This window comes from Actinosynnema sp. NPDC037264 (genome assembly GCF_055603705.1).
The window spans coordinates 324,708-348,872 of record NZ_JBVJVK010000001.1 but is presented as its reverse complement, the minus strand read 5'-3'; the positions used below and the strand labels follow the sequence as shown (position 1 = coordinate 348,872).

Genomic DNA, 24,165 nt, shown 5'->3' with positions numbered 1-24,165 from the left:
CCACGAACCCCGGGCGCGGTCAGCCGCCGGGCTTCGGCGGTTCGCAGACGATCTTGAACTGCGGGTCGTACCGGACCGTCCGGCTCTCCTGGCGCGACTGGCCGGTGCGGCGGTCGGTGATGGTGCGCGTGTCTGTCACCGAGAAGCCCGGCGAGCCGGGGCTCGCCTGGCAGTCCGGCTTGTCGACCTTGCGCTCCTGCGGCTGGGTGTGGTTGAACTCGGCGCTGGTCGAGCCCGTGACGTCGTAGTTCTTGGTGCCCCAGAGCACGATCTTGATCGACGACGGGGTCCAGATCGTCTGGATCGCCACCCCGGTCTCGTCCGGGTTGGTGAACTTGATGTCGATCAGGCTGTTGCCCGCGCCGTCCATGAACACCGTGGCCTCGCGCCCCTTCGGGTACCGCGAGATCCAGTAGCTGTGCTCCTTGTGGCCCGCGTCCTTCATGCCCGCGTGGTAGGCCGCGTTGTAGAGCGTGGTGGCGAACTGCGAGATGCCGCCGCCGACCGCCTTGCCGGGCACGCCGTTCTCGATGATGCCCGCCTCGACGTAGCCCTGGGCGGTGCCGCGCGGACCGGTGTAGCCGTTGAGGCTGAACGTCTCGCCCGGCTTCACGATCGCGCCGTTGACCTTCTCGGCCACGACGCGGATGTTGGTGCCGGACGCGGCCACGAAGCCACCGGTCTGGAACTCGCCGATGACCTCCTTGATGCCCATCTTGTTCGCCTGCTCGGTGGTCACCTTCGCGGGCGTGTGCTTGTACTCGGCCTTGATCGCGCGCTCGTTGTCGCGCTTGAGCACGTCGAGCGCCGTGGCCAGGGACTTGTCCCAGTCGATGCCGCGGCCGTCGACCGACTCCTTCACCACGGGCCGGCCGCCCTCGAACACGATCTGGGCGTCCTTGCCCTCCTTCTCCGTGTCCTTCAGCTGCGGACCGGCGTGCTCGACGACCTTGCCGTTGTCGACCTTCGCGGTCAGGCCGCCGTCGTCGGCGGGCTCGAACACCAGCACGGTGGCCAGCTGCTCGGGCGTGAGCGTCGCGTCCTTGCCCTCGCCCTGGATGATCAGCGGCAGGGCGGTGGCGGGCTTGGCGACCTCGGCCAACGCCTTCGCCACGCCTTCCTTGGTGGTCTTGACCGGGGTGGTGGCCACCGGCAGCTCGACCGTGCCGCCGTCGGCCCAGCCGGCGAGCAGCCGCTCCGACGCGCCGGCCACGTCCAGCTTCTGGCCCTGCTTCGGGTCGACCGCGATCGGGGTGGCGCCCTCGAAGCGGATGCCGCCCTCGGCCGGCTCGTGGTCGGTCTCGGCGCGCAGCGCCTCCAGCGCGGCGGACAGCTTGCCCGCGTCGCTGCGCGTGTCGAAGCCGACCTCGCGGGAGGTGAAGAACGAGGTGACGCGGGTGATCGGGGACAGCGGCTGGCTGCCCGCGCGCTCCAGCGTGGCGGTCCAGTCGAGCTCCAGGCCGGCGGCCTTGGGGTCGACCGTGGTCTCGACGTCGCCCGCGCGCGCCTTCACCGGCGCGGCCAGGCGGGGGCCGATCTCGTCGCGCAGCTTCTGCTCGGCCTCGGGGTGGCTCATGCCGCCGACGTCCACGCCCGCCACGGTCACGCCGCGCGGCACGTTGCCGCCCGAGACGACCAGGTCCAGGCCGTAGAGCACGACCAGCACGCCGAGCACGGCGGCGGCGATCAGGCCGCCCTTGCGCAGGCGCTTGCGGCGGGCCTCGGCCTCGTCCGCCGCGGGGTCGCCGTCGACCATCACGGGGCCGTAGACGGTGGCCTCCGGCTCCGGGTCGGGCGGCGGCACGGGCGCGGAGAACACCGTGGTGGCCTCCGAGGGCGACGGCTGCGACGGCCGGCCGAAGCCACCGGGCGGGGTGTTGATCATCTGGGTCCGCTCGGCGGAGGCCGGCGGGTTCAGGGCGCGCGTCGGGTCACCGGACGGCGTGATGGCCTGGGTGGCGTCCGCGCCCCGGGGCGGGGTGGGCTGCGCGTTGCGCGTCGGGTGCTGCTGCGTCACGTTGTGAGAGACGCTCGACGGGCCCGTCGCGTTGTCGTGGCCGTTCGACGGAGGCGTCACGTTGCGGACGGTGGCCGAGGCGTCCGGTTCCGTGTCCGGCTCCTCCTGCGGCCACACCGCCTCCGGGGGCGCGCCCCCGGTGATCTTGGCGGTCCGCTCCGAGGCGGTGCCCGACGGGCGGACCGGCTCCATGGCCCTGGTCCGCTCAGCGTCGTACTCCGGTCGCTGGTTCTCCGGCACCGCTCCCCCTCTTGCCTCTCGCAAGGTCCTGGGACTGCTTACCCGAACGCCGTCACGCGTCGATCACGTTTCAGGTGGCTCACAGGTTTCACCGCACTGGTCACAGGTAAAGCCCGGTCCCGTGGTCCGTCCGCTCGGTCGCGGTCGCGTGCACGTCCCGTTCCCTCATGACGAGGTAGGTGCTGCCCTGCACCTCGACCTCGAACTGGTCCTCCGGGTTGAACAGCACCCGGTCGCCGACCTTGACGTGCCGCACGTTCGTGCCGACCCCGAGCACGTCTCCCCAGGCCAGGCGCTTGGCCATCTGGGCGGTCGCCGGGATCACGATGCCGCCGCTGCTGCGGCGTTCGCCGTCCTCCGGCGAGATCCGCACCATCACGCGGTCGTGCAGCATCTGGATCTCGAGCTTGACATCGGGCACCGGCAGAGTCTAGATGCCTTCGTCGAGGCCACCCATCATCAGGGGTAGCCGCCGGGGCCCGTCCTTTACCACGCGGATCGGGACGCCCCAGTCCTGGCGGGCCAGTTTGCACACGGGGTGCTCGACGGCCGGGTCGTCCGTGCAGCTCGCGGCCTGGGCGACGACGTGCAGGACGCCTTCGGCGAACCCCTCCGCCACGCGCAGCGAGCGGACCAGGTCCGTGCCGACGCCCGCGCCCTCCACCAGCAGCCCGGGGGGCGAGCTGGTGATCTCCAGGCGGGTGGACGGGCCGAACCGGTCGTCCAGCTTCTGGCCGGTCGGCGGGGTGAACACGACGGCGACCTCGACCTCGCCCGACGCGATCACCGACGGCGGCCTGCGCACCTGGTGCGCCTCGCCGCTGACCAGCTTCGCGCCGGGCGCGACCGGGCGCTCCAGGCGGTGGGCGGCGGAGGCGACGACGACCAGCTCACCGTCGACCAGGACCGCGTCGGACGGCTCGGCGACGTCCGTGGCCAGGGTGGACACCTCGCCGGTCGACGGGTCGTAGCGGCGGATGGCGCCGTTGTAGGTGTCGGCGATGGCGACCTGGCCGCCGGGCAGCAGGGTGACGCCGAGCGGGTGCTGGAGCAGCGCCTGGTCGGCCGGGCCGTCGCGGTGGCCGAAGTCGAACAGGCCCTTGCCGATGACCGTGTGCACGGTGCGGTCGGCGTCCAGCCGGCGCAGCGCGGAGGTCTCCGAGTCGACCAGCCAGAGCCGGTCGCCGTCGGCGGCCAGGCCCGAGGTCTGGGCGAAGAACGCCTCCGCCGCCGGGCCGTCGTGCAGGCCTTCCACGGTGGTGCCGGCGAGGCGTTCGACGCGGCGCTCCCGCGGCTCGAACAGGCCGAGCGTGTGGTTGCCCGCCATGGCTACGACCACCCCGCCCGCGGGCTCCCACCAGGCGACGTCCCACGGGCTGGTGAGGTCGATCGCGTCGGCCGGGCCGTCGGTGTCGCCGTCGCGCCACTGCTCGCCGGTGCCCGCGACGGTGGTGACCTCGCCGGTGACGAGGTCGACGCCGCGCAGCAGGTGGTTGACCGTGTCGGCGACGACCGCGTGGTAGCCGACCTCGGCGGCGACGTCGTCGGGCAGCAGCGCGATGCCCGCCGGTTCGGAGAAGGTGGGTTCGAGGCCGTCGCGGCGACCGCGCTCACCGGTGCCGATGCGCCTGATCACGGTCTCGCCGTCGAGTTCGAGCTCGACCAGGCCGTGGTGCGCGGAGTCGCTGACCAGGAGGGTGTCGTTCGGGGTCAGGACGGCTTTCGCGGGGAAGCGGAGCTCGGTCCCGCGGGGCGGCGGCGCGACGTACGGGCCGTCGCCGCGGTGCAGGGTGCCCTTGGCGTCGTGCTCGGCGACGAGCTCGGACACGATCTGGCGCAGCGCGTCGAGGTGGCCCTCGCCGGAGGCGACGTGCACGACGTAGCCCTCGGGGTCCACCAGCACGAGCGTGGGCCACGCCTTCACGGCGTAGTTCTGCCAGGTCGTGAGCTCGGGGTCGTCCAGCACGGGGTGCTCCACCCCGTACCGCTCGACGGCCGCCTCGAGCGCGGCGGGCTCCGCCTCGTGGACGAACTTGGGCGAGTGCACGCCGACGGTGACCAGGACGTCGGCGAACTCGGCTTCGAGCGGGCGCAGCTCGTCGAGGACGTGCAGGCAGTTGATGCAGCAGAACGACCAGAAGTCGAGCAGCACCACCTTGCCGCGCAGGTCGGCCAGCCGGATGTCCCGCCCACCCGTGTTGAGCCAACCGCGGCCCACCAGTTCGGGGGCGCGGACACGGGCGCGGCGTCGTTGTGCGGTCGTCACGCCCGAAGTGAACACGAGTACCACGCGCCTGTATTTCGCCGCCCACGATGTGAGAGCCCGCACGTGAGGGGGCAAGCCCGCAACAGACCCGGCCCGCACATCGCCCAGCAGATCCCCGTTTTGTACAAACCTTACCGTCTGTACAATTCGGGGTATGCGCGAGGTGCCGATCAGTGAAGCGCGGGATCACCTGGGTGACCTCGTCTCCCGGGTTGAGCACGCCGCCGAACGAGCCGTGCTGACGCGGCACGGCAAGCCCGTGGCCGCAGTGATCTCGATGGATGATCTCCACCGGCTCGAAGCCGCCGAGGACGAGGCCGACCTCGCCGCCGCACGAGCGGCGCTGGCCTCCGCCGGACCACGCGTCCCGCACCACGAGGTGCTCGCCGAGTTCGATCTCGCCTGAACCGTGGCGTACGAAATCGAGTGGACCACCGCTGCCCTCAGGGAACTCCGCAAGCTCGACCGGCAGACGGGCCGCAAGGTGGTTCTGTCGGTGACCGCGCTGGCCGATGACCCACGCCCGCCCGGGTCTCGCGCGCTGGTCGGCCAACCCGCCGGTGTCATGCGGATCAGGATCGGCGCCTACCGGGTCGTCTACCAGGTCGAAGACGTGAAGGTACTGGTGACGGTCGTGCGGGTGGCACATCGCCGCGAGGTCTACCGCAAGCCCTGACCGCGGCTTGGAAAGTCGACCTCACTGGCAGCAGAAACGACCGGAAGTCGAGCCGTACCACCAGTGGGACGGCCCTGGTGGGATCAGGGCTGCGCTAGCCGGGTCGGCGGACCGTGCGGGGGCCGAGGACGGTGGCACCCAGGGCCGTTACGCGGTGGCGGAGGGCGCGGTCGGCGGTGATCACCGTGCACGGGCGGTCGGGTGGGTTGGCGCGGACCAGGTCCACGATCGCGTCGTCACCGGAGCCGGGGGCGGAGACGACGCGGACCCCGGGCACCGGCTCGACGTGCCGCGCCTTGCCCTCGACCACGAGGACGACGTCCAGCGGACCGGGCAGCTCCGGCAGGCCCTGCCCGGCCACGTCGACGAGGTCGTCGCGCAGGCGGGCGGCGGCGCCGGCGCGGTCGCGCCACCAGCCGTCCGGGACGGAGCCGACGACGTTGGCCGCGTCCACGACCAGGAGCGGGTGCGTCATCGACCCATGCTCTCAGCAAACCCTCATGAAACTGTCGTACCCCGATGGCACCATGGAGTGGTCCATTGGGGGACAGACATGAACACGCAGGGGGACATTGTGATGATCAGGCGCGCCCGCAGGACGACGGACGACACCTGGAACGGCTCGGCCACGGCCAAGTAGCCGGGCATGGGAAACCCCGCGGTGCTGCCAGGTCGGGGGTCCGACAGCACCGCGGGGTCATCTGGAACATCGATACACGATCGTGGTCCGTTACATCCCCTATCGGGTGTGACAGGGATCACATTGTTACAGGACGAAGCCCTGCCGCGCGGGAGGTGCGGCAGGGCTTCGTCATTCCCCCTTCACCAGCACGCGGACGACGGGGCGGCACACCCGGTGTCGATCGGGTGGTCGTCACGCGCGCCGGAGGAAGGTCCCTCCTAGCGGAGGGTCGTCACCTGAGCCTGAGCGATCGCCATCAGCTCGTGACGCATGGCCGGAGTGGGCGCCATGTCGATCGCACGGGCGACGGCCTTGCGGTTGCGAGCCTCGACACGACGAGCGCGGAGCTTCGCAGTGAAGTTCATCGGGGGTTCATCCCTCTCAAAGGTTCTCTCTCGGTGTGTGCCTCAAGTATGCACCCTCGGGCGCGCGAAAGCACCCGATTATCCGGTGAGGTGCCGCACATACCGACGAATCATCGGCCGTAACGCCGTGACCCCCGACGATTCGCCTGGAGTACACCTGCTGGACCGGATATGGGTCGACCCACTCTCTAGCGTGCGCGCCAGATCACCCAATGCGACCGAAGCCAACGAATAACCCCAGGTCAGGGGCGAGTCAGTCCTCGCGGCCGAGCAGGAACCGGCCGAAGTGGGGCACGGTGAACGCGATCTGCCCGCGTTCGGCCGAGTACACGAGCCCCTTCTTGATCAGGCTGTCCCGGGCGGGCGACAGCGACGACGGCTTGCGGCCCAGGTGGTCGGCCACCTGCGCGGTGTTCACGCCCGCGTCCTTGCCGTCGGTCAGCTCCGCCATCGCCCGCAGGTACTCCCGCTCGGCCGGCGTCGCCCGCTCGTAGCGCGACCCGAAGAACCCGACCGCCAGCTCGGCGTCCGCCTCCGGCGCGGCCACCGAGACGTCCACCGCGGTGATCGGGTCGGCCGGCGCCGCGTCCCACGCCGCCTTGCCGTAGGCCTGGATGAAGTACGGGTAGCCGCCCGAGGCGTCGAACAGCGCGTCCAGCGCCTCCGGCTCGATGCCCGCCTCCTCGCGGTCCACCGGCGCGAGCACGGCGCGGTCGGCGTCCTCGCGGCTGAGCCGGTCGATCCGCACGTACCGGAACAGGCGCTCCGAGTACGACTTCGACGCCGACAGCACGGCGGGCAGGTGCGGCAGCCCGGCGCCGACCACGACCAGCGGCGCGCCCGACTGCGACAGCTCGTGGCACGCCGCGCACAGCGCCGAGATGTCGTCCGCCGGCACGTCCTGCATCTCGTCGATCAGCAGGGCGACGCCCGTGCCCACGTCCTGCGCCAGCTCCGCGACCTCGGTGAACAGCTCGACCAGGTCGATCTCGATGTCACCGGAGTCCGCCCGGCCGACCGCCGCGGGCACGTCGATGCCCGGCTGCCACCGGTCGCGCAGCTTCGCGTCCTCGGGGTTGGACCGCAGCGCGAACGCCTTGAGCACCCCGAGCACCGACTCCACCCGGTCCGGCGCGCGGTGCCGCACGGCCAGGTCGCGGATCGCCCGGTGCAACGCGGCCGACAGGGGGCGGCGCAGCCCGGCCTCGGGCCGTGCCTCGATCTTCCCGGCGCCCCAGCCGCGCTTGAGCGCCATCGACCGCAGCTCGCCCAGCAGCACGGTCTTGCCGACGCCGCGCAGACCGGTGAGCACGAGGCTGCGTTCCGGCCGGCCGCGCGCGACCCGTTCGAGCACGACCTCGAACGCGCCCAGCTCCTTGTCGCGCCCCGCCAGCTCGGGCGGCCGCTGGCCCGCGCCGGGGGCGAACGGGTTGCGCACCGGGTCCATCCTCGGAAGGTATCGAGGTGTCTAGAGCCGATCCAATACTCAAGCCGTGTCGTCTGGTATTCGTGAATCTAGTGTTTGAGCTATATAGCGCTATCGAACGGGATGGACGGTAGCGTCGTGCCATGGCTGAGGTGGTGACGAAGGGCGTCGGCAAGGTCGAGCGGACCGCCGACCGCGCCGAGGTGCACGCGAGCTTCGAGACGCAGGGGTCGACGCGCAACGAGGCGGTGGAGCTGCTGACCGCGCGGATCGCCGGGGTGGAGCCCGCGCTCGGACGGCCGGGCGTCGAGGTGCGGTCGCGGCAGCTCAACGTGCACGACAACTGGGACGGCAAGCGCCGTTCGGGCAGCCGTGCCACGCAGAACTACGTGGTGCGGATCGACGACGTGGCCGGGCTCGACGGTCTGCTCGGCGCGCTCGTGACCGCCGAGCCGACGTGGTTGCACGGGCCGACGTGGCAGCTCAAGGACGACGTGGACGCCGTCCGCGAGGCGCAGCGCGAGGCCGTGCGCGACGCGCGCCGGCGTGCCGAGGGCTATGCCGAGGCCCTCGGCGCGCGGCTGGGGCCGCTGCACCGGCTGACCGACGGCGACGCCGAGACGTGGGCCGCCGAGTCGCACCGGATGATGGCGGCCGGTTACGGCGGCGCGCCGGGCGTGCCGCCGCAGATGGACCAGCTCAACCTCGAGGCGCAGCAGATCGTGGTCACGGTCCGCTGCACGGCCGCGTGGACGCTCCTCGACTGACGCCCGACGTGCCCCGAGCGTTCGACCCGGGGGCCCGAACGTGGGACACGCGGGTCAGCTGCTCGATTTCGGTTGGGACAGCTCGACCACGACCGAGCGGTTGCGGGCGGCGGCGTCGGGGATCAGGTCGCCCGCGTTGTCGAGGTCGACGGCCAGCGGCGAGGTGAAGCCCGCGCCGAGCACCTCCGTGAACGCCGCCCGGCTCACGCCGAGCTCCACCAGCGCCGACACCACCCGCTGGGCACGTCGCCGGGTCAGGTCGGCCGCCGCCTCGGCCGACGCCGAGCTGGCCGTGCGGGCGATGACCCGCGCGGTGGTGCGGCCGTCGAACTTCTTCGCCACCTCGGCCAACGCCTCGCGCGCGCCCGGCGCGAGCTCGTCGCTCCCGGCCTTGAACAGCACGGAGCTCGGCAGGTGCACCAACGCGTCCTGGTGCACGACCTGGCCGAGGTCCACGACCGGCACCTCGGCCCGGCCGATCGACGCGCCGCCGGGCACCGGCTCGGTGTCGTGCGTGCAGCTGTTCGCGCCGAACTTCGCGCAGACCCCGAGCCACAGCTGGACCAGCGCCTCCTTCGCGCCCGGCGGCAGCTGCGGCTGGTCGCCGACCACCTGGCCGAGCCCGGAGAAGATCACGTCCTTGCCGGTCAGCTCGGGCAGGGCGTCGTCCGGCACCGACGCCACCACGGCCGCGACGTCGAAGTCCAGCCCGAGCCGCGTCAGGTCGAGCGGGTCGGTGGTCTGCAACCCGCTGCTGTGCAGCACGAGCACCGCCGGCCCGTCCGCCGACGCCATGTCCGCCAGCACGGACAGCGGGTCGAGGTCGGTGCTGGTGCCGCCGAGGCCGCTGAGCTGACCGGCCAGCCGGGTCATGTTCTGCTCGAAGCCGAGCTCGCGCAGCGACGCGTCGCTCTCGATGTCGTTGCCGTCTCGGATGGTGAAGTCCTCGTCCGAGTACGCGCTGCCCGAACTGTCGCCCTGCCGGTACACGACGACCCTGGTCGCGCCCTGGTCGACGGCCTCCGACAGCCGGTCGACGACCGTCCTGGTGAGCTGGACGCGGGGCTCGTTGGCCGACGCGGTCACCCCGATGCGCAAGGTGGTGGCTTCGCGGGAGCTCTCCCCGCAGGCAGCACAAGACGCCGCCACCAGCACGACTGCGGCGAAGAGCCGTGAGTGGTTCATGCATTGGAAACGGAACGAGAACGCGTTGTGTTACCAATAACACCCGTTCGGCCTAATATCGGGCCTACCGCTCCACGATCGCCGTAACGCCCTGACCACCCGCCGCGCAGATCGAGATCAGCCCGCGACCCGAGCCTCGCTCCGCCAAGAGCTTCGCCAGCGTGGCCACGATCCGCGCGCCGGTGGCGGCGAACGGGTGCCCGGCGGCCAGCGACGAGCCGTTGACGTTCAGCTTCGACCGGTCGATCGGGCCGAGCGGCGCGTCCAGCCCGAGCCTGCCCTTGGCGAAGTCCGCGTCCTCCCACGCCTTCAACGTCGCCAGCACCTGCGACGCGAACGCCTCGTGGATCTCGTAGAAGTCGAAGTCCTGCAACGACAGCCCGGCCCGCGCCAGCATCCGCGGCACCGCGTACGCGGGCGCCATCAGCAGGCCCTCCCCGCCGTGCACGTAGTCGACCGCCGCCGTCTCGGTGAACGTCAGGTAGGCGAGCACCGGCAGGTTCCGCGCCGCCGCCCACTCCTCCGACGCCAGCAGCACGGCCGACGCGCCGTCGCTGAGCGGCGTGGAGTTGCCCGCCGTCATGGTCGCGCCCTCGCCGCGGCCGAACACCGGCTTGAGCTTCGCCAGCTTCTCCACCGACGAGTCCGGCCGCAGGTTCTGGTCCCTGGTCAGGCCGAGGTGCGGCGTGACCAGGTCGTCGAAGAACCCGCGGTCGTAGGCGGCGGCGAGGTTGCGGTGGCTGGCGGCGGCCAGTTCGTCCTGCTCCTCGCGCGCGATGCCCCACTCGCGGGCGGTGATCGCCGCGTGCTCGCCCATGGACAGACCGGTGCGCGGCTCGCCGTTGCGCGGCACGTCCGGCACCACGTGCCTGGGCCGCAGCTTCAGCGCCGCCTTGAGCTTCGCGCCGGCGCTCCGCGCCCGGTTGAACTCCAGCAGTACGCCCCGAAGGTCCTCGTTCACGCCGATCGGCGCGTCGCTGGTGGTGTCCACGCCGCCGGCCACGCCGACCTCGATCTGCCCGAGCGCGATCTTGTTCGCCACCGCGATCACGGCCTGCAACCCGGTCCCGCACGCCTGCTGCACGTCGTAGGCGGGCGTCTCGGCGGACAGCCTGCTGCCCAGCACGGCCTCGCGGACCAGGTTGAAGTCGCGGCTGTGCTTGAGCACCGCGCCCGCGACCACCTCGCCGAGCCGTTCGCCCTGCAGCCCGAACCTGCTGACCAGGCCGTCCAGGGTGGCGGTGAGCATGTCCTGGTTCGACGCCGTGGCGTAGGGGCCGTTGGACCGGGCGAACGGGATGCGGTTGCCGCCGAGGATGGCTACGCGGGCCATGGCGTCCTCCAGAGTGGTGGGCGTGGGCACTTCGTGGGCAATGTTACCTACTCATCAGTAGACTTACTAGCGAGTAGGGAGTGTGATGTCCCCATGGATCGTTACCAGTCGTTCGCCAGGTCCGGCCTCGGGCGGTTCGTCGTGGGCAAGCTCGGCCTGCCCGATCCCCACCCGCTGCGCCGCCACTCGCCCGACGAGCCACCGCTGGCCGGGCCCGTGCTGATCGGCGGTGGCGGTCGGCTGGCCGACGCCGTGCGCGCGGCGGTGAAGTCCGCGGGCCTCGACCTCGACGACCCGGGGCACGACGGGCGGTACGGCGCGCTGGTGTTCGACGCGTCCGGCATCGACTCGGTCGAGCGGCTGCGCGAGCTGCACGAGTTCTTCCACCCGGTGATCCGGTCCCTCGGCCCGTGCGGCCGGGTGGTCGTCTTCGGCACGCCGCCGGAGCGGGCCGAGTCCCCGATCGCGCAGCGCGCGCTGGAAGGCTTCACGCGCAGCGTCGGCAAGGAGCTCAAGCGCGGCGGCACGGCCCAGCTGGTGTACGTCGAGCCCGGCGGCGAGGGCGCGATCGAGTCGACCGTGCGGTTCCTGCTGTCGGGCCGGTCGGCGTACGTGTCCGGGCAGGTGGTGCGGATCGGGCCGGCCGACGTCGAGGTCCCCGCCGACTGGGACCGGCCGCTGGCCGGGAAGGTCGCGCTGGTCACGGGCGCGGCACGCGGTATCGGCGCGGCGATCGCCGAGGTGCTGGGCCGGGACGGCGCGACCGTGGTGTGCCTGGACGTGCCCGCGCAGGGCGACGAGCTGTCCGCGGTGGCCAACCGGGTCGGCGGCACCACGCTCCAGCTCGACATCACCGCGCCGGACGCGCCCGCGCGGATCGTCGAGCACCTCGTGCGGCGGCACGGCGGCGTGGACGTCGTCGTGCACAACGCGGGCATCACGCGTGACCGCACGCTCGGGCGGATGGACGCGGGCCGGTGGGACTCGGTGGTCGCGGTGAACCTGGCGTCGCAGGTGCGGGTCAACGAGGCGCTGCTCGCCGCCGACGCGGTGCGACCCAACGGGCGGATCGTCGGCGTGTCGTCCATCGCGGGCATCGCCGGCAACGTCGGCCAGACCAACTACGCCACCACCAAGGCGGGGGTGATCGGCATGGTCGACTCCCTGTCGCGGCAGGTCGCGGGCCGGGCCACGGTGAACGCGGTCGCGCCCGGCTTCATCGAGACCAGGATGACGGCCGCGGTGCCGCTGGTCATCCGCGAGGCGGGCCGGCGGATGAACAGCCTGTCGCAGGGCGGCCTGCCGGTGGACGTCGCCGAGGCCATCGCGTGGTTCGCGCACCCGGCGTCGGCCGGGGTGAACGGCAACGTCGTGCGCGTGTGCGGGCAGAGCCTGCTGGGGGCGTGATGGCGAACCTGACCCTGCTCTACGCCAAGGCCGCGCTGACCGGGTTCACCCGGCGGGGCGACGAGCTGCCGCGGTCGTCCCTGGACGTCGAGGTGACCGTCGACCCCGAGCACCTGGCCCGGTACGCCAAGGTGTGCGGGTTCGGCGTGCGCGACGAGCTGCCGATCACCTACCCGCACGTGCTCGGCTTCGAGTCTCAGATCAGGCTGATGACCGGGCCCGGCTTCCCGTTCCCGCTGCCCGGCCTGGTGCACGTGGCCAACCGGATCCGGCAGCACCGGCCGTTGCGGGTGTCCGAGCCGCTGTCGCTGCACGTGGCGTTGGCGGACCTGCGGCCGCACGAGCGCGGGCGGCAGTTCGACGTGGTGACCACGGTGTCGGTGGACGGCGAAGAGGTGTGGGTCGACGTGTCGACCTACCTGCGGCGGGAGGGCGGCGCGGCGAAGGAGCAGGCGTCGCGCGCCGAACCGCCCGCGCCGACGGCCCGGTGGCGGCTGCCGGGCGACCTCGGCCGGCGGTACGCGGACGCGTCCGGCGACCGCAACCCGATCCACCTGCACCCGGTGACCGCCAAGGCGTTCGGCTTCCCCCGGGCCATCGCGCACGGGATGTGGTCGAAGGCGCGGTGCGTGGCCGCGTTCGAAGGACGGCTGCCCGACGCGTACGAGGTCGACGTGCGGTTCAAGGCGCCGGTCCTGCTGCCGGGCGAGGTCGACTTCTCCTCCGCGCCCACCGGTGACGGGTGGCGGTTCGCGCTGTGGTCGAGTCGGCCGCACCTGGAAGGCGCGATCAGCGGCTGACGTTGTCGGCCAGCGTGCGCAGGAGGACGCGCAGCCGGGCGGTGTCCTCCTCGCCCAGGTTCATCGCCTCGCCCATCGCGGGCGGCACGTCCTTGGCGCGTTCACGCAGCTCGTCGCCCTCCTCGGTGAGCACGAGCCGGACCGAGCGCTCGTCGTCCGGGCGGCGTTCGCGGCGGATCAGGCCCGCCGCCTCCAAGCGCTTGAGCAGCGGGGACAGCGTGCCGTAGTCGAGCTGGAGCGCGGCGGCGACGTCCTTGACCGGCACCGGACCGCGTTCCCACAGCACCAGCAGCACCAGGTACTGCGGGTAGGTCAGGCCGAGGTCGTCCAGCAGCGGCCGGTACCGCGCGGTGACGGCCCGCGAAGCCGCGTAGAGCGCGAAGCAGAGCTGGTCGTCCAGCTCCAGGCTGAAGTCCCGCATGTCCGTCGTCCCTCCACTTGTGATCGAGACCACGATACACCTGCACCCATTTAGATTGTGCACGATGTAATCGCGGGCTATGTTTCGTGTTGTCAGGTTCGACCGCACGACATCGAGGAGCCCGAGATGACCGTCCTGGAGCCGGCCGCCGCCGAGTTCGCCGCCGCGACCGCCAACCCGCCGTACCTGTTCGACCTCGGCCCGGTGGAGGGCCGGCAGGCCGTGGACGGCGTGCAGGCCGGCGAGGTGTTCAAGCCCGAGGTGGACGAGGAGTGGGTGACCGTCGGCGAGGTGCCCGTCCGGATCGTCCGGCCGGCGGGCGCCACCGGCACGCTGCCCGTCGTCCTCTACGTCCACGGCGCCGGCTGGGTGTTCGGCAACGCGAAGACGCACGACCGGCTGGTGCGCGAGCTGGCCGTCGGCGCGGGCGCGGCCGTGGTGTTCCCCGACTACAGCCTCTCGCCCGAGGCGCACTACCCCGTGGCGCTGGAGGAGAGCTACGCGGTCGCGCGGTGGATCGTCGCCGAAGGCGCGGCGCGCGGGCTCGACGCGTCGCGCCTGGCCGTGGCAGGCGACTCGGTCGGCGGGAACATGTCGGCGGCGCTGACGCTGCTGGCCAAGGAGCGCGGTGACGTGGCGTTCAAGCAGCAGGTGCTGTTCTACCCGGTGACGGACGCGTCGTTCGACACGCCGTCGTACCGCGAGTTCGCCGAGGGCTACTTCCTGCGCCGGGACGCGATGCAGTGGTTCTGGGACCAGTACACGACGTCCGAGGCGCAGCGCGCGGAGATCACCGCGTCACCGCTGCGGGCCACGGTCGAGCAGCTCACCGGCCTGCCGCCGGCGCTGGTGATCACCGCCGAGGCCGACGTGCTGCGCGACGAGGGCGAGGCGTACGCGAACAAGCTGCGCGAAGCGGGCGTGCCGGTGACCGCGGTGCGCTACCAGGGCGTGATCCACGACTTCGTGATGCTCAACGCGCTGCGCGAGACCCACGCCGCCGAAGCCGCGATCAGCCAGGCGGTGGCCGTGCTCAAGGGCGCGCTGGCCTAGGCGTCGCCCTCCGGTCCCGGGCCGGACCGCCGTGACGGCGGGTGCCACACGTCGCCCGCCACCAGGTCCCCGAAACCCATCCACACCAGGTTCATGAGCCGGGCGGCGACGACGCCGGCCGGCTCCTCGGGGTTGTCGAGCCACCAGTCGGCCAGCGACTCGCCCGCGCCGACCAGTGCCGCGGCCAGCGACTCGGCCTCCTTGTCGCCCGCCCGCGGCACGTTGGTGAAGTCCGACGAGTGCACCAGCAGCGCCGCCACCAGGCTGATCGCCCGGCCGCGCATGTCGGCCAGCTCCTCGGCGAACGGACCGCCCTGCGAGGACGCCTGCCGGTGCAGGACCTGCCAGCTCGCGCGGTTCTCGCCGACGAACCCGAAGAACGCCCGCAACCCGCTCCACAGCTGGACGTCCGGCGGCTCCTCGGCCTCGACGCCGTTCGCGATCGCCTCCATCATCCGGGTCGCCTCACGGCGGATGCACGTGGCGAACAGCTCCTCCTTGGACCCCAAGTAGGCGTACAGCATCGGTTTGGAGATGCCCGCGACCTCGGAGATCTCGTCCATGGACGCGGCGTGGAACCCCAAGCGCGAGAAGACGTCCACCGCCGCGTCCATGATCTGCCGCTCGCGCACCGCGCGTGGCAGTCTCTTGGCCCGGCCCGGGCGAACCGGTTGCTCTGCGTGCATCGCACCCCCTGGATGGCTGGGACAAGATTACTCCGCGCCCCTTGCCGCCTTACCTACTCGCCAGTAGGCTTACCTGCCAGTAGGTAGCGGAGGTGTCACACATGACCATCGACCTCACCACCGAGGCGATCGCGAAGCTCAGCCCGCAGGAGCTGATCTCAACGCTCAAGCAGGTCGACCCGGGCGACCCGGCGCTCAAGGACGTCGACATCGACGTCATCGCGCGCGGCATCGACCCGAAGAAGCTCGGCCGGGACGAGTTCGCGGACCTGCTCGACGCGCTGGGCGCGCTGGCCGACGGCGGGGCCGACCTCGACCTGGCCAAGATGGACCCGCAGAACTTCGCGCGGATCATCTCGCGCGCGTCCAAGGACCAGATCGAGGCCGTGACGTCGCGGCCGGGCCTGCGCGAACGCGTGCTGGACGAGGTGTTCCGCCGCATGGAGGCGCACTTCCGCAGCGAACGCGCGGGCGCCACGCGCGCCGTCGTGCACTTCCGGCTGACCGGCGGGTCCGACGGCGACGACGTGTACGAGGTGATCATCGAGAACGCCGAGTGCACGATCAACAAGGAGCAGACCCGTGACCCCAGGGCCGTTGTCACGTTGGGACCGGTGGAGTTCCTGAAGCTCGCGACCGGCAACGCGTCGGCCCCGGTGCTGTTCATGACCGGCAAGCTGAAGGTCAAGGGCGACCTGGGCTTCGCGGCCGGGTTCATGAGCTTGTTCAACATTCCGAAGGCGTGAGGGGACCATGGGCGGTTTTTCGCTGGAGCTCAACGAAGACCAGGTTGACCTGCGCGAGTGGGTCCACGGCTTCGCGAAGGACGTGATCCGGCCCGCGGCGTCGGAGTGGGACGAGCGCGAGGAGACGCCGTGGCCGGTGATCCAGGAGGCGGCGAAGATCGGCCTGTACGGGTTCGAGTCGCTGGCCACCTGGTTCGCCGACCCCATCGGCTTGTCGCTGCCGATCGCGACCGAGGAGCTGTTCTGGGGTGACGCCGGCATCGCGTTGGCGTTGATGGGCACCGGGTTGGCGGCGGCGGGGATCTTCGCGTCCGGCGAGCCCGAGCAGCTGGCCGAGTGGGTGCCCGAGTGCTTCGGCACGGAGGACGACCCGAAGCTGGCGGCGTTCTGCGCGTCCGAGCCGCAGGCGGGCTCCGACGTGGCCGGGTACCGGACGCGGGCCGTGTACGACGAGGCCACCGACGAGTGGGTGCTCAACGGGCAGAAGGCGTGGGCGACCAACGGCGGGATCGCCAACGTGCACGTCGTGACCGCGGTCGTGGACCCGGCTCTGGGAGCGCGCGGCCAAGCGGGCTTCGTCGTGCCGCCGGGCACGCGCGGGCTGTCGTCGCCGGGGAAGATCCGCAAGCACGGGATGCGGGCGTCGCACACGGCGGACGTGTTCCTGGACGACGTCCGCGTGCCCGGCCGGTGCCTGCTGGGCGGCAAGGAGAAGCTGGACGCTCGGCTGGCGCGTGCCCGTGAGGGGCAGAAGGCCGGTGGTCAGGCGGCGATGGCGACGTTCGAGACGACCCGGCCGACCGTGGGCGCGATGGCGGTGGGCGTCGCGCGTGCGGCTTACGAGTACTCGCTGGAGTACGCGAAGGACCGGTCGGCGTTCGGCCGGAAGATCATCGAGAACCAGTCCATCGCGTTCGACCTGGCGAACATGAAGATGGAGATCGACGCCGCGCGGCTGCTGGTGTGGCGGGCGGCCTGGATGGGTCGCAACAACGTCCCGTTCACGGCGGGCGAGGGGTCGATGTCGAAGCTCAAGGCGGGCGAGGTGTCCGTGTGGGCGACGGAACGTGCGATCCACATCCTGGGCGGGGCCGGTTACACGCGCGAGCACCCGGTCGAGCGGATGCACCGTGACGCCAAGATCTTCACCATCTTCGAGGGGACGTCGGAGATCCAGCGACTGGTGGTGGCCAGGGCCATTTCCGGCATGCACATCAAGTGAGTTGATCTCCCCAGGCCGTCATCAGGCCGTCTGGGAGGTGGACGGGGTCTTCGGGACGCGGAAGACCCCGTCCACTGCTTTCCGGGCGCGCTCGTGGCTGGACGGCATCAGGTGCGTGTAAGTGCGGAGCGTGAAGCCGGGGTCCGCGTGGCCCAGGTACTCGGCCAACTCCTTGATGGAGACGCCCTGTGCCAGGAGGACGGACGCGTACAGGTGCCGCATGGCGTGCATCCCGTCCTGTCGCTTGGCGTAGGTCAGTCCGGCCTGCTTGAACGCGGGCACCCACACGACCTTGTTGAACAGGTCGCCGTTCCACGGCTTGCCGTCGTCACGGACCATGAGCAGGTCGACCGTCACCGGGTCACCGTTGGGCCGGTCCCAGGGCAGCGTCACCGACGTTGGCGGGAACATCTCCAGGTAGGCGTCAACGGCCGCCAGGACGCCTCTCGACAAGGGCACCTGGCGCGTCTTGTTCCGCTTGGGAAGCGAGAACACCAACGCGCGATTGATCATCCTGACCTGTCGCTGGACGTTGATCACCATGGCGTCCCGGTCGATGTCGTCCGGCGAGAACGCCAGGATCTCGCCCTGCCGCAGACCACAGCCAGCGCCGAGCGGAGCCGTGATCTTGAAGCGCGGGTCCAGGACCATCTGAAGCTTGTGGACCCGCGATTCCGCCCAGGGCACGACCTTGCGTGACGACCGCTGAGGCCGCTTGATGCTGTTGACCTTGCACGGGTTGCGGTGGATGCGCCTGTCGTCCACGGCCGAGTTCATGATCGAGGACAGCGTCTCGAACAGCACGGCCTGATAGGTCGACCCAAGGCCCTTCTCCTGCATGTCGCCCAGCCAGTCCCGGACGAGCTGGGGAGTGATCGCGCCGACCTGGCGGTGCCCGAAGAACGGGTACACCTGACTGCGGAGCCGACTCTCGATCGTCTGCCTGGTGGCCGCGTCCGCCGAATAACCCTTCAGCCAGCTCTCCGCCTGCGCTTTGAACGGCACCTTTCCCGCGTTGGGGTCGATGTACTTCCCCTCGCGCTTGTCCGACTCCATTTCGATCAGGAAGTCTTCGGCTTTCTTCTTCTGGCGGTCCGGAAAGCTCTTGGACCGCTCGACGCCGTCCGGGTCGACGTACCGCACCTTGTACCGCAGGCCGACGCCGTACAGCGAGGTCTTGATCCTGGTGACCTGCTCCGTCACCGGGTCCTTGACCTCCTTCCACCAGCGATCTTGGACATGCCCCATGGCACACCTCTCCCGTGTGTCGAATTGCCGAAACTTCTAGGCCGCGTCGAGGTCCAGGCCCTCGAACCACTCGCGGACCTTGGCCGGGTCCCACCGCAGGTGTTTGCCGACCTTCCGAGCCGGAGGCCCGTAGTTCTTGCTGCGCCAGCCACGAATGGTGTGCACCGGCACGCCGAGGAAGGCTGAGAGATCGTCAACGCCCCACAGCCGGTCGAATTCGTTCCCGCTCATTGCCGTCCCCCTCCCCACGTCTCAGGCCGCTTGTGGAACTGCCGAAAGATCGGGCGGTGCACCGCTGGCAGCCAGCAAGGCCCGGTCGTACTCGGCCTTCCAGGTCACGCGCTGGGCGATGGCGTGCATGAGCAGGTGCGCCCGTGGTGGCACGTTGGGGTCACCGGGCCGGACCTTGTGCCAGACGAGCTGGGACGTGTCGGGTTCCGGCTTCTCGATGCCCACGGCCTTCAGGGCCTCGATGACGAACCGCTTCCGGTCGGCCCGGTGGTCGGTCAGCGTCTTGCCCGACCACTTCCGCGACACCAGCACCCGCCGACCCGGCAGGCCGAGCGTGGTCCGCCGATGTGCCCGCCCCTTGCAGTGCCCTGGAGTGGTCCGGGAGCCGACGCCGCGCGGCTGGACGCCGTAGAGCAGCCACACCGGGCAGCGGTCAGAGCAAGGCGTCACGGCCAGCTCGTCCGCCAGACGGTCGGCGTGCCTGCGCTGCCGGTCGGTGGACTGCTCGACCACCTCACCGATGGACTTCGTGAGGTACTTGGTCAGGTAGCCGATGTGGCGTCCGGCCTCTTCCGAGCCGCCGAGGATGCCCTTGGAGTGCACCTGCCGGCCGAAGGTCACCACGTGCGCCGGTTCCTCCACGGCCTCGACCGCATCGGCCCAAGCCGTCAGCGGCTCACGCGTGTCCGGGTCGACGAACGCTTCCGCCCGTGCATCCCAGACCGGCAGGTGGTCACCGCCGTAGAGCCGTTCGTCGTGGTTGGGCCACCACACCTGGTGGTAGGTGGCCGCCGTGACGAGCCGGATGGTCTCGTGCGGGATCGAACCGCGGACTGCCGCATGAAGGTGCGGCGCCGCTCGCTTCTGCGGTTCGACAGTGGCGAAGTACTGCACATCCCAGCCGACGACCCGGCGCAGGTTCTGCCACCACCGGTCGACCAGCGAGGCGAAGTGCACCGCGTCCCTCGCCGCCCGCCGGTAGTCGTAGGCGTCCGGGTCGACCGGTGTGCCGTCGTCGCGCACCCGCCCGTAGGTGTCGAGGGTGAGCGTGACGAACATCGAGGGCCGGAATCCTCCCGCGTACTCCCGGCCCACCGTGCGCTTCTCGACCCGCCGCCGAGGCAGGTTCGGCGCGTCCTGCCGCCGCTTGGTCGACCGCTTCACGGGTCGCTTGGCGGGTGCGTCGGGTGAGGGGAAGCGGCCCCGGACGCCGAGTTGCCGAAGTTCCGCGTCGACCGAGTGGATCTCCTCCCGCAACTCGTCAGCGTCACCGGCCGCCCCAACCTCAACCGCCTCCCGGTACGCCTTGACCAGGTCGGCCCGGAACGTCAACAGCTCCTTCTGGTCCTCAGTCGGCGCGGTCGGCGTGAAGTCGGGTTCCTCGCCCATGTGCCAGCCCTCACGGCACTGAGCCATCCGCAACGCCTTGGCCTTCTTCGCACAGGGCGCACAGACGCTCTCGACCGTCGCCCCACATGGCACCGCGACGTAGCGGACTTCGTAAGTGGTCCGGTCCTCGACTTCCATCGTGAACGGACGCACGCACACGCCGTGCTGCTCCGCTGCCGCCTTGACCACGTCCAGCGCCATCGGCTGGCGCATCCGTTCAGCCCGCGTCCCGCTCGTCACGCCGCCACCCCCTCGGCACCGTCCGGCTTGGTCGGGAACGGCCGCACCTCGGCAGGCCGGAAGTAGTCGCGCAGCGTCGCCAGGTCCGCATCGGTGACGTGGAAGGCCCGTGCCCGGTCCGGCTCCCGCTGCCCGTCCTGCTTGACCCAGGCGACACCGGGTGTGTTCTCGCTGATCTCGTGAGCCGCCGCCCCACGCTGGCGAACACCGTCACCAAGCACCATGTCCACCTGCTGTGGCTCATCGAGTCGCAGGGCAACCCGGGTGCTGAACAGGTGCCGGAAGGAGACGACCTCCTTACGCGGGTCCTGGACCAAGCCGACGAGCACGTACCCCGGAGCCCGCCCCTGAGAGGCGATCGTCTGCACAGCTCGCGCCGCACGCTCCCGGAGCTGCTTGTCCGTCTGATAGGCGATCACGTCCGCCAGCTCGTCCACGATGAGCACGGTCAACGGCTCACCGGTGTCGCGAGCCCACAGCCGCCGAATGCCCCGGTACCGCGCCGCCCGCTCCTTCACCTCAGCGGCAATCTCCTCCAGCAGCTCGACCGCATCAGTGCCGTTGCCGAAAACCAGGCGGTCGAAGGCGTCGGGTACCTGGCCCAGCTCCATCCCGCCCTTCGGGTCGATCCCGACCAGGCGAACCAGGCCCGCCCGAACCGCCGGCGCGAGCTGCCACACGATCGACCACAACACCGAGCCCTTACCGGCACCGGGCACGCCGACGACGAGGAGCTGAGACCCGAGCAGTCGCAGCCGCCATGGCTTGCCGGTCTCCGTCCGCCCGACGACCACCCGCTTGAAGTCGACGTCGGCCGAGCCCTCCAACACGGGGACGGACACCGGTCGCACCAGCGGGTCAGCGTGCACGAAGTCCAGTTCGAGCAGCCGAGGCCGCAGCACCCGAACCCGGCACGAGCGAGCGCCGAACGAGTGCGCCAGGTTGTCCCGCCGCAGCTCCCACGCCTCTGGCGACTGGGCCGGGATCATCCGCACCCGAACGCGGTCCCGCCACCCCTCCGACCGGACCCGCCGCAGCTTGGGCCGGTACTCACGGCCACGGTCGCGCTTGGCCAGGTCCGACAGCCGCATCACCGACCGCCACTTCGGGACGTACACCGTCGCCCGCCGCCATTCGGTCACCAGCCGGTACCAGCCGTGCCGCAGGAACGACCCACGATCCAGACCGGCCCAGAGCACCAGAGCCGCGACCAGCGACAACAGCGCCAGCACCAACGGTGACAGCCCGAACCGCCACCAGCACCAGGCCGCCGACGCGGGCACCAGCGTGACGACCGGATAGCGCACGACAACGAGCACCAGGCGCACGACGCCGACCAACATCAGCCACACCAGCGCCACCAAGGCCGCGACCCACTTGGCCTTGCCCGGCACCAACACCCACCACGGCACCCGAGGCCGCACACCCTCGAACGGAGCCGGGTCGACCCACTTGCCGCCGTTCACAGCGCACCGCCCACAGCAACGGCGAAGATCAGCGGCAGCCACCCCAGGCAGGCACAGCAGTCGAGTTGGTTCGGGGCGTAGACACCGAACCGCTTGCACGACTGGCAGCGCCGACCGTTGGGCAACTTCCACAGACCGGCGGGGCGTCGACTTGACGTACGTCCCCCACGTACCGATACCCTCGACATGACTGGAATCCCTTGTGTGTCAACAAAAACGCATGGCAAAGCCAGTCAGGTGAGTCGCAGGGAGACAGCCGAGCCCGCCAAGACCTGGACCGTCTCCCCGCGACCGCACCCACCAGCCGCAGACTGTTCAGTTGTCATCAAGGCGTGCGCCATCACCACGCGACCGCATCGGTCACGCGTTCCAGAGCAGCGCTACAGCGTCCTACCGACGAGGCGTGAGCGACTCGGCCTTATCCGGCCGCCGCCTCAGACGAGCGTCCGAGCGGAAGTCGCCCCATGCCTGCGCGCCCACCGGCGTCAGCCGGTACAGGTAGGGCCCAGGGGACGATGAGACAGCGCCCGGTATCCGTGCCGCGTGGCCGGCCGCGACTACATCCCGCACGACCATGCGGACGGTGTGCACGTTCAGACCCGACGCGGCGGACAGATCCCTGACCGACCAGATCCGTAGCCGCTGCTCGACCCATGCGGCCATCACCTCGGCCAGCGCACCCGCCGAGTAGCCGACGTTCCCGGCCGTACGCGCGACGCCCTCCGGGAGGTGCGCTCCCATCACCACCCGGTCAGGCCGCACCCCACTCATGACGTCGGCCAGTTCGACTCGACCTCGAACAGGTCCTCGAACCGCACCTCGATCGGCGCGAACGCCGCCAGCGCACCGGCGATGAACGCCGCACCAGGCCGCAGCTCACCCGTCAGCACCCGAGAGATGGTCGAGCGATTGACACCCATCGCAGGTGCCAACGCGTAGTCAGACGTCAGCGCCGACCGCCGCGCCGCCCGCTGGAACTCCGCCACCCGCAGCCGCACCGTGTACTGACTGCCCCGACCGGACGGCCCAGGAGCACCCATCACCTTGGGCTTGGGACCCGCCGTCATTCGCCGCTCCCGTCAGACCCCAGGGCACCAGGAGCCAGCGCCTTCGCGATCTCCTCGCCCTTCTCCCGCTCCCGCTTGGCCCAGTACAACGCCTCGTGGTGGTGCCCACGGTCGATCTCCGCGACCCGCCCGTACACCTCGGCCGACCCCAGGTAGAAGTCACGCCACCGCTTCCGATCCGCCGCCGGCGCAGGCATCACCTTCACCAGTGCCTCATGCGCACCCTGCAACGTCATGGCAGCTCGCGCCCTGCGCCACAGCTCGTCTTCCGAAACGCGCTGGTCCTTGCTCATGTCCCGTCCTCGTCCGGGTTGACACGGGCACGCTCGATCCGCGCCCGACGATCGAACTCCTCAGCAGCGACCGCGCAGGCGTGACGAGCCCACAAGGGCACGCCCAGATCAGCGGCCAAGACCCGCCACGCCCACGCCACCGCCGCGTAGCTGTCAGCCAGCCGAAGCACCGGTAACCGACCGTCCGAACCGGACGCCGCGAACAGGGCTTCGGTCTGCTCCGCGTACGCGAGGTTCCACCGGGCGACCGCCTCAGGAGACGGCCGCGCCACCTCAAGCCGCCTTCTGCTCGCCCTGGGGCTTCTCCGCACGCTTCGGGGCAGCGCCCACCTGCGGCGACACGATGCCCGTAGCCCGGATCGTGAACCCCTGGTACTTGTACCGATCCCCCATCACCCGCGGCTCGACCGTCAGCCCCTCGAACGCCACCGGCCGCACCTCGACACCGGGCATCACCTGCACAGCCTGCGGCGGCACCGGCTGCACGTCGGCCAGGATCGTCACCGTCACCGACGCGTCCCGCTCCTTCTCGGCGGACGGGTCCGTGACCACGACCTTCCACTGCCGCTTGCCCGTGCGCTCGTCCACACGCTGCTTGGCCTGCCGACCGCGCCCTTTGTCCTCCGCGCTCATGTACTCCATGTCCGGCGCGACCTCACCGACCATCAACGCCCCTTGGGGGAAGACCTGGTCGAACGTCGCCTCGAACCGAGTCCCATACGGAACTGCCACCAGCCACCTCCGTCACCTTGCCAGCCTGCCTATGCGGGCTAGCCATGTCACGAGGGTAAGACAGCTTGGCTAGCCAAGTCAAGCAAGTGGGTTGGCGTCAGCCGATCGAGCTAGCTCTCTAGGCGGTCTAGCCAAGTGCGAACCGAGGCTGCGAATATGTGCGGACTGACAACTTGCGACCAGCTTTGCGGCGCTTCACGTCCCGCT

24 protein-coding genes are annotated in these 24,165 nt (G+C 70.8%); 8 read left to right on the top strand and 16 right to left on the bottom strand.

Translation table 11 applies throughout. From position 1 onward, the window contains the following. Nucleotides 1-19 precede the first annotated feature (19 nt). The 3 genes from ACZ7GX_RS01650 to ACZ7GX_RS01640 all read right to left on the bottom strand — a co-directional run bounded on the left by ACZ7GX_RS01650 (nt 20) and on the right by ACZ7GX_RS01640 (nt 4,523). Nucleotides 20-2,257, bottom strand: coding sequence for a VanW family protein (locus tag ACZ7GX_RS01650; protein WP_498771647.1), 2,238 nt, complete (start codon nt 2,255-2,257; stop codon nt 20-22). A 100-nt stretch (nt 2,258-2,357) separates the two neighbouring features. Next, complete coding sequence (locus tag ACZ7GX_RS01645) at nt 2,358-2,651, bottom strand: GroES family chaperonin (protein ID WP_230570863.1); 294 nt, start codon at nt 2,649-2,651, stop codon at nt 2,358-2,360. A 36-nt stretch (nt 2,652-2,687) separates the two neighbouring features. Beyond that, nucleotides 2,688-4,523: an NHL domain-containing thioredoxin family protein gene (locus ACZ7GX_RS01640; protein ID WP_498771645.1), complete on the bottom strand. Its 1,836-nt coding sequence runs from the start codon at nt 4,521-4,523 to the stop codon at nt 2,688-2,690. A 154-nt stretch (nt 4,524-4,677) separates the two neighbouring features. Between ACZ7GX_RS01640 and ACZ7GX_RS01635 the strand changes: the two genes are divergently transcribed. Both ACZ7GX_RS01635 and ACZ7GX_RS01630 read left to right on the top strand, forming a co-directional pair. Continuing rightward, nucleotides 4,678-4,929: a type II toxin-antitoxin system Phd/YefM family antitoxin gene (locus ACZ7GX_RS01635; RefSeq protein ID WP_498771643.1), complete on the top strand. Its 252-nt coding sequence runs from the start codon at nt 4,678-4,680 to the stop codon at nt 4,927-4,929. A 3-nt stretch (nt 4,930-4,932) separates the two neighbouring features. Then, entirely contained in the window at nt 4,933-5,199 is a 267-nt protein-coding gene (locus tag ACZ7GX_RS01630) for a type II toxin-antitoxin system RelE family toxin (RefSeq protein WP_498771641.1), read from the top strand. Between the two features lie 94 nt (nt 5,200-5,293). On the opposite strand, the gene ACZ7GX_RS01625 is transcribed toward ACZ7GX_RS01630, so the two are convergent. Together ACZ7GX_RS01625 and ACZ7GX_RS01620 are read right to left on the bottom strand one after the other, a co-directional pair. Next, complete coding sequence (locus ACZ7GX_RS01625; RefSeq protein WP_498771639.1) at nt 5,294-5,674, bottom strand: PIN domain-containing protein; 381 nt, start codon at nt 5,672-5,674, stop codon at nt 5,294-5,296. An 825-nt stretch (nt 5,675-6,499) separates the two neighbouring features. After that, entirely contained in the window at nt 6,500-7,693 is a 1,194-nt protein-coding gene (locus tag ACZ7GX_RS01620) for a DUF8462 domain-containing protein (protein ID WP_498771637.1), read from the bottom strand. 122 nt (nt 7,694-7,815) lie between these two features. On the opposite strand from ACZ7GX_RS01620, the gene ACZ7GX_RS01615 reads away from it, so the two are divergent. Beyond that, a complete protein-coding gene (locus tag ACZ7GX_RS01615) occupies nt 7,816-8,439 on the top strand; it encodes an SIMPL domain-containing protein (protein ID WP_498771635.1) in 624 nt (207 codons plus the stop codon). Between the two features lie 54 nt (nt 8,440-8,493). Here the strand turns inward: ACZ7GX_RS01615 and ACZ7GX_RS01610 are convergent, their stop codons facing one another. Both ACZ7GX_RS01610 and ACZ7GX_RS01605 read right to left on the bottom strand, forming a co-directional pair. Then, entirely contained in the window at nt 8,494-9,624 is a 1,131-nt protein-coding gene (locus ACZ7GX_RS01610; RefSeq protein ID WP_498771633.1) for an OmpA family protein, read from the bottom strand. A 64-nt stretch (nt 9,625-9,688) separates the two neighbouring features. Beyond that, nucleotides 9,689-10,957: an acetyl-CoA C-acetyltransferase gene (locus ACZ7GX_RS01605; RefSeq protein ID WP_498771631.1), complete on the bottom strand. Its 1,269-nt coding sequence runs from the start codon at nt 10,955-10,957 to the stop codon at nt 9,689-9,691. Between the two features lie 93 nt (nt 10,958-11,050). Here ACZ7GX_RS01605 and ACZ7GX_RS01600 point away from each other — a divergent pair, with 93 nt between their 5' ends. Continuing rightward, the gene (locus ACZ7GX_RS01600) at nt 11,051-12,364 is read left to right on the top strand and encodes a 3-oxoacyl-ACP reductase (RefSeq protein ID WP_498771629.1); all 1,314 of its coding nucleotides are present in this window, start codon (nt 11,051-11,053) and stop codon (nt 12,362-12,364) included. Beyond that, nucleotides 12,364-13,164, top strand: a complete 801-nt coding sequence (locus ACZ7GX_RS01595) for a MaoC/PaaZ C-terminal domain-containing protein (RefSeq protein ID WP_498771627.1) — start codon at nt 12,364-12,366, stop codon at nt 13,162-13,164. Before ACZ7GX_RS01600 ends, ACZ7GX_RS01595 begins: the two co-directional genes overlap by 1 nt. On the opposite strand, the gene ACZ7GX_RS01590 is transcribed toward ACZ7GX_RS01595, so the two are convergent. Then, nucleotides 13,154-13,585: a MarR family winged helix-turn-helix transcriptional regulator gene (locus ACZ7GX_RS01590; RefSeq protein WP_498771625.1), complete on the bottom strand. Its 432-nt coding sequence runs from the start codon at nt 13,583-13,585 to the stop codon at nt 13,154-13,156. The genes ACZ7GX_RS01595 and ACZ7GX_RS01590 overlap by 11 nt on opposite strands. Nucleotides 13,586-13,711: 126 nt before the next feature. On the opposite strand from ACZ7GX_RS01590, the gene ACZ7GX_RS01585 reads away from it, so the two are divergent. Then, nucleotides 13,712-14,638 (top strand): alpha/beta hydrolase, encoded by a 927-nt coding sequence (locus ACZ7GX_RS01585; protein ID WP_498771623.1) that lies wholly within the window; start codon nt 13,712-13,714, stop codon nt 14,636-14,638. Here ACZ7GX_RS01585 and ACZ7GX_RS01580 read toward each other — a convergent pair. Then, on the bottom strand, nt 14,635-15,324 hold the full coding sequence (locus tag ACZ7GX_RS01580; RefSeq protein WP_498771621.1) for a TetR/AcrR family transcriptional regulator: 690 nt from the start codon (nt 15,322-15,324) through the stop codon (nt 14,635-14,637). The genes ACZ7GX_RS01585 and ACZ7GX_RS01580 overlap by 4 nt on opposite strands. A gap of 101 nt (nt 15,325-15,425) precedes the next feature. Here ACZ7GX_RS01580 and ACZ7GX_RS01575 point away from each other — a divergent pair, with 101 nt between their 5' ends. Together ACZ7GX_RS01575 and ACZ7GX_RS01570 are read left to right on the top strand one after the other, a co-directional pair. Next, nucleotides 15,426-16,070 carry an SCP2 sterol-binding domain-containing protein gene (locus tag ACZ7GX_RS01575; protein WP_498771619.1) on the top strand — a complete coding sequence of 215 codons (645 nt, stop codon included), beginning with the start codon at nt 15,426-15,428 and terminating at the stop codon, nt 16,068-16,070. Nucleotides 16,071-16,077: 7 nt separating this feature from the next. Beyond that, entirely contained in the window at nt 16,078-17,292 is a 1,215-nt protein-coding gene (locus ACZ7GX_RS01570; protein ID WP_498771617.1) for an acyl-CoA dehydrogenase family protein, read from the top strand. A gap of 21 nt (nt 17,293-17,313) precedes the next feature. Here the strand turns inward: ACZ7GX_RS01570 and ACZ7GX_RS01565 are convergent, their stop codons facing one another. From ACZ7GX_RS01565 to ACZ7GX_RS01535, 7 genes are all read right to left on the bottom strand, one after another. Next, nucleotides 17,314-18,540: a tyrosine-type recombinase/integrase gene (locus ACZ7GX_RS01565; protein WP_498771615.1), complete on the bottom strand. Its 1,227-nt coding sequence runs from the start codon at nt 18,538-18,540 to the stop codon at nt 17,314-17,316. Between the two features lie 36 nt (nt 18,541-18,576). Then, nucleotides 18,577-18,771 (bottom strand): helix-turn-helix transcriptional regulator, encoded by a 195-nt coding sequence (locus tag ACZ7GX_RS01560; RefSeq protein ID WP_184926377.1) that lies wholly within the window; start codon nt 18,769-18,771, stop codon nt 18,577-18,579. A 21-nt stretch (nt 18,772-18,792) separates the two neighbouring features. Next, nucleotides 18,793-20,373, bottom strand: a complete 1,581-nt coding sequence (locus ACZ7GX_RS01555; RefSeq protein WP_498771970.1) for a replication initiator — start codon at nt 20,371-20,373, stop codon at nt 18,793-18,795. A gap of 23 nt (nt 20,374-20,396) precedes the next feature. Further along, nucleotides 20,397-21,866, bottom strand: a complete 1,470-nt coding sequence (locus tag ACZ7GX_RS01550; RefSeq protein WP_498771613.1) for an FtsK/SpoIIIE domain-containing protein — start codon at nt 21,864-21,866, stop codon at nt 20,397-20,399. A 767-nt stretch (nt 21,867-22,633) separates the two neighbouring features. Further along, nucleotides 22,634-22,933 (bottom strand): transcriptional regulator, encoded by a 300-nt coding sequence (locus ACZ7GX_RS01545; RefSeq protein WP_498771611.1) that lies wholly within the window; start codon nt 22,931-22,933, stop codon nt 22,634-22,636. Then, nucleotides 22,930-23,226 carry an AMED_5909 family protein gene (locus tag ACZ7GX_RS01540; RefSeq protein WP_498771609.1) on the bottom strand — a complete coding sequence of 99 codons (297 nt, stop codon included), beginning with the start codon at nt 23,224-23,226 and terminating at the stop codon, nt 22,930-22,932. The genes ACZ7GX_RS01545 and ACZ7GX_RS01540 overlap by 4 nt, the downstream gene beginning before the upstream one ends. Before the next feature lie 273 nt (nt 23,227-23,499). Continuing rightward, the gene (locus tag ACZ7GX_RS01535) at nt 23,500-23,958 is read right to left on the bottom strand and encodes a hypothetical protein (RefSeq protein ID WP_366195807.1); all 459 of its coding nucleotides are present in this window, start codon (nt 23,956-23,958) and stop codon (nt 23,500-23,502) included. Between the last annotated feature and the right edge of the window lie 207 nt (nt 23,959-24,165).

What these genes read in the sequence shown, in the direction of transcription:
- ACZ7GX_RS01645 (WP_230570863.1), bottom strand. Translation starts at nt 2,651, where the DNA reads ATGCTGCACGACCGCGTGATGGTGCGGATCTCGCCGGAGGACGGCGAA.
- ACZ7GX_RS01635 (WP_498771643.1), top strand. Translation starts at nt 4,678, where the DNA reads ATGCGCGAGGTGCCGATCAGTGAAGCGCGGGATCACCTGGGTGACCTC.
- ACZ7GX_RS01625 (WP_498771639.1), bottom strand. Translation starts at nt 5,674, where the DNA reads ATGACGCACCCGCTCCTGGTCGTGGACGCGGCCAACGTCGTCGGCTCC.
- ACZ7GX_RS01620 (WP_498771637.1), bottom strand. Translation starts at nt 7,693, where the DNA reads ATGGACCCGGTGCGCAACCCGTTCGCCCCCGGCGCGGGCCAGCGGCCG.
- ACZ7GX_RS01615 (WP_498771635.1), top strand. Translation starts at nt 7,816, where the DNA reads ATGGCTGAGGTGGTGACGAAGGGCGTCGGCAAGGTCGAGCGGACCGCC.
- ACZ7GX_RS01610 (WP_498771633.1), bottom strand. Translation starts at nt 9,624, where the DNA reads ATGAACCACTCACGGCTCTTCGCCGCAGTCGTGCTGGTGGCGGCGTCT.
- ACZ7GX_RS01605 (WP_498771631.1), bottom strand. Translation starts at nt 10,957, where the DNA reads ATGGCCCGCGTAGCCATCCTCGGCGGCAACCGCATCCCGTTCGCCCGG.
- ACZ7GX_RS01600 (WP_498771629.1), top strand. Translation starts at nt 11,051, where the DNA reads ATGGATCGTTACCAGTCGTTCGCCAGGTCCGGCCTCGGGCGGTTCGTC.
- ACZ7GX_RS01595 (WP_498771627.1), top strand. Translation starts at nt 12,364, where the DNA reads ATGGCGAACCTGACCCTGCTCTACGCCAAGGCCGCGCTGACCGGGTTC.
- ACZ7GX_RS01590 (WP_498771625.1), bottom strand. Translation starts at nt 13,585, where the DNA reads ATGCGGGACTTCAGCCTGGAGCTGGACGACCAGCTCTGCTTCGCGCTC.
- ACZ7GX_RS01585 (WP_498771623.1), top strand. Translation starts at nt 13,712, where the DNA reads ATGACCGTCCTGGAGCCGGCCGCCGCCGAGTTCGCCGCCGCGACCGCC.
- ACZ7GX_RS01580 (WP_498771621.1), bottom strand. Translation starts at nt 15,324, where the DNA reads ATGCACGCAGAGCAACCGGTTCGCCCGGGCCGGGCCAAGAGACTGCCA.
- ACZ7GX_RS01575 (WP_498771619.1), top strand. Translation starts at nt 15,426, where the DNA reads ATGACCATCGACCTCACCACCGAGGCGATCGCGAAGCTCAGCCCGCAG.
- ACZ7GX_RS01570 (WP_498771617.1), top strand. Translation starts at nt 16,078, where the DNA reads ATGGGCGGTTTTTCGCTGGAGCTCAACGAAGACCAGGTTGACCTGCGC.
- ACZ7GX_RS01565 (WP_498771615.1), bottom strand. Translation starts at nt 18,540, where the DNA reads ATGGGGCATGTCCAAGATCGCTGGTGGAAGGAGGTCAAGGACCCGGTG.
- ACZ7GX_RS01560 (WP_184926377.1), bottom strand. Translation starts at nt 18,771, where the DNA reads ATGAGCGGGAACGAATTCGACCGGCTGTGGGGCGTTGACGATCTCTCA.
- ACZ7GX_RS01555 (WP_498771970.1), bottom strand. Translation starts at nt 20,373, where the DNA reads ATGCGCCAGCCGATGGCGCTGGACGTGGTCAAGGCGGCAGCGGAGCAG.
- ACZ7GX_RS01545 (WP_498771611.1), bottom strand. Translation starts at nt 22,933, where the DNA reads ATGACGGCGGGTCCCAAGCCCAAGGTGATGGGTGCTCCTGGGCCGTCC.
- ACZ7GX_RS01540 (WP_498771609.1), bottom strand. Translation starts at nt 23,226, where the DNA reads ATGAGCAAGGACCAGCGCGTTTCGGAAGACGAGCTGTGGCGCAGGGCG.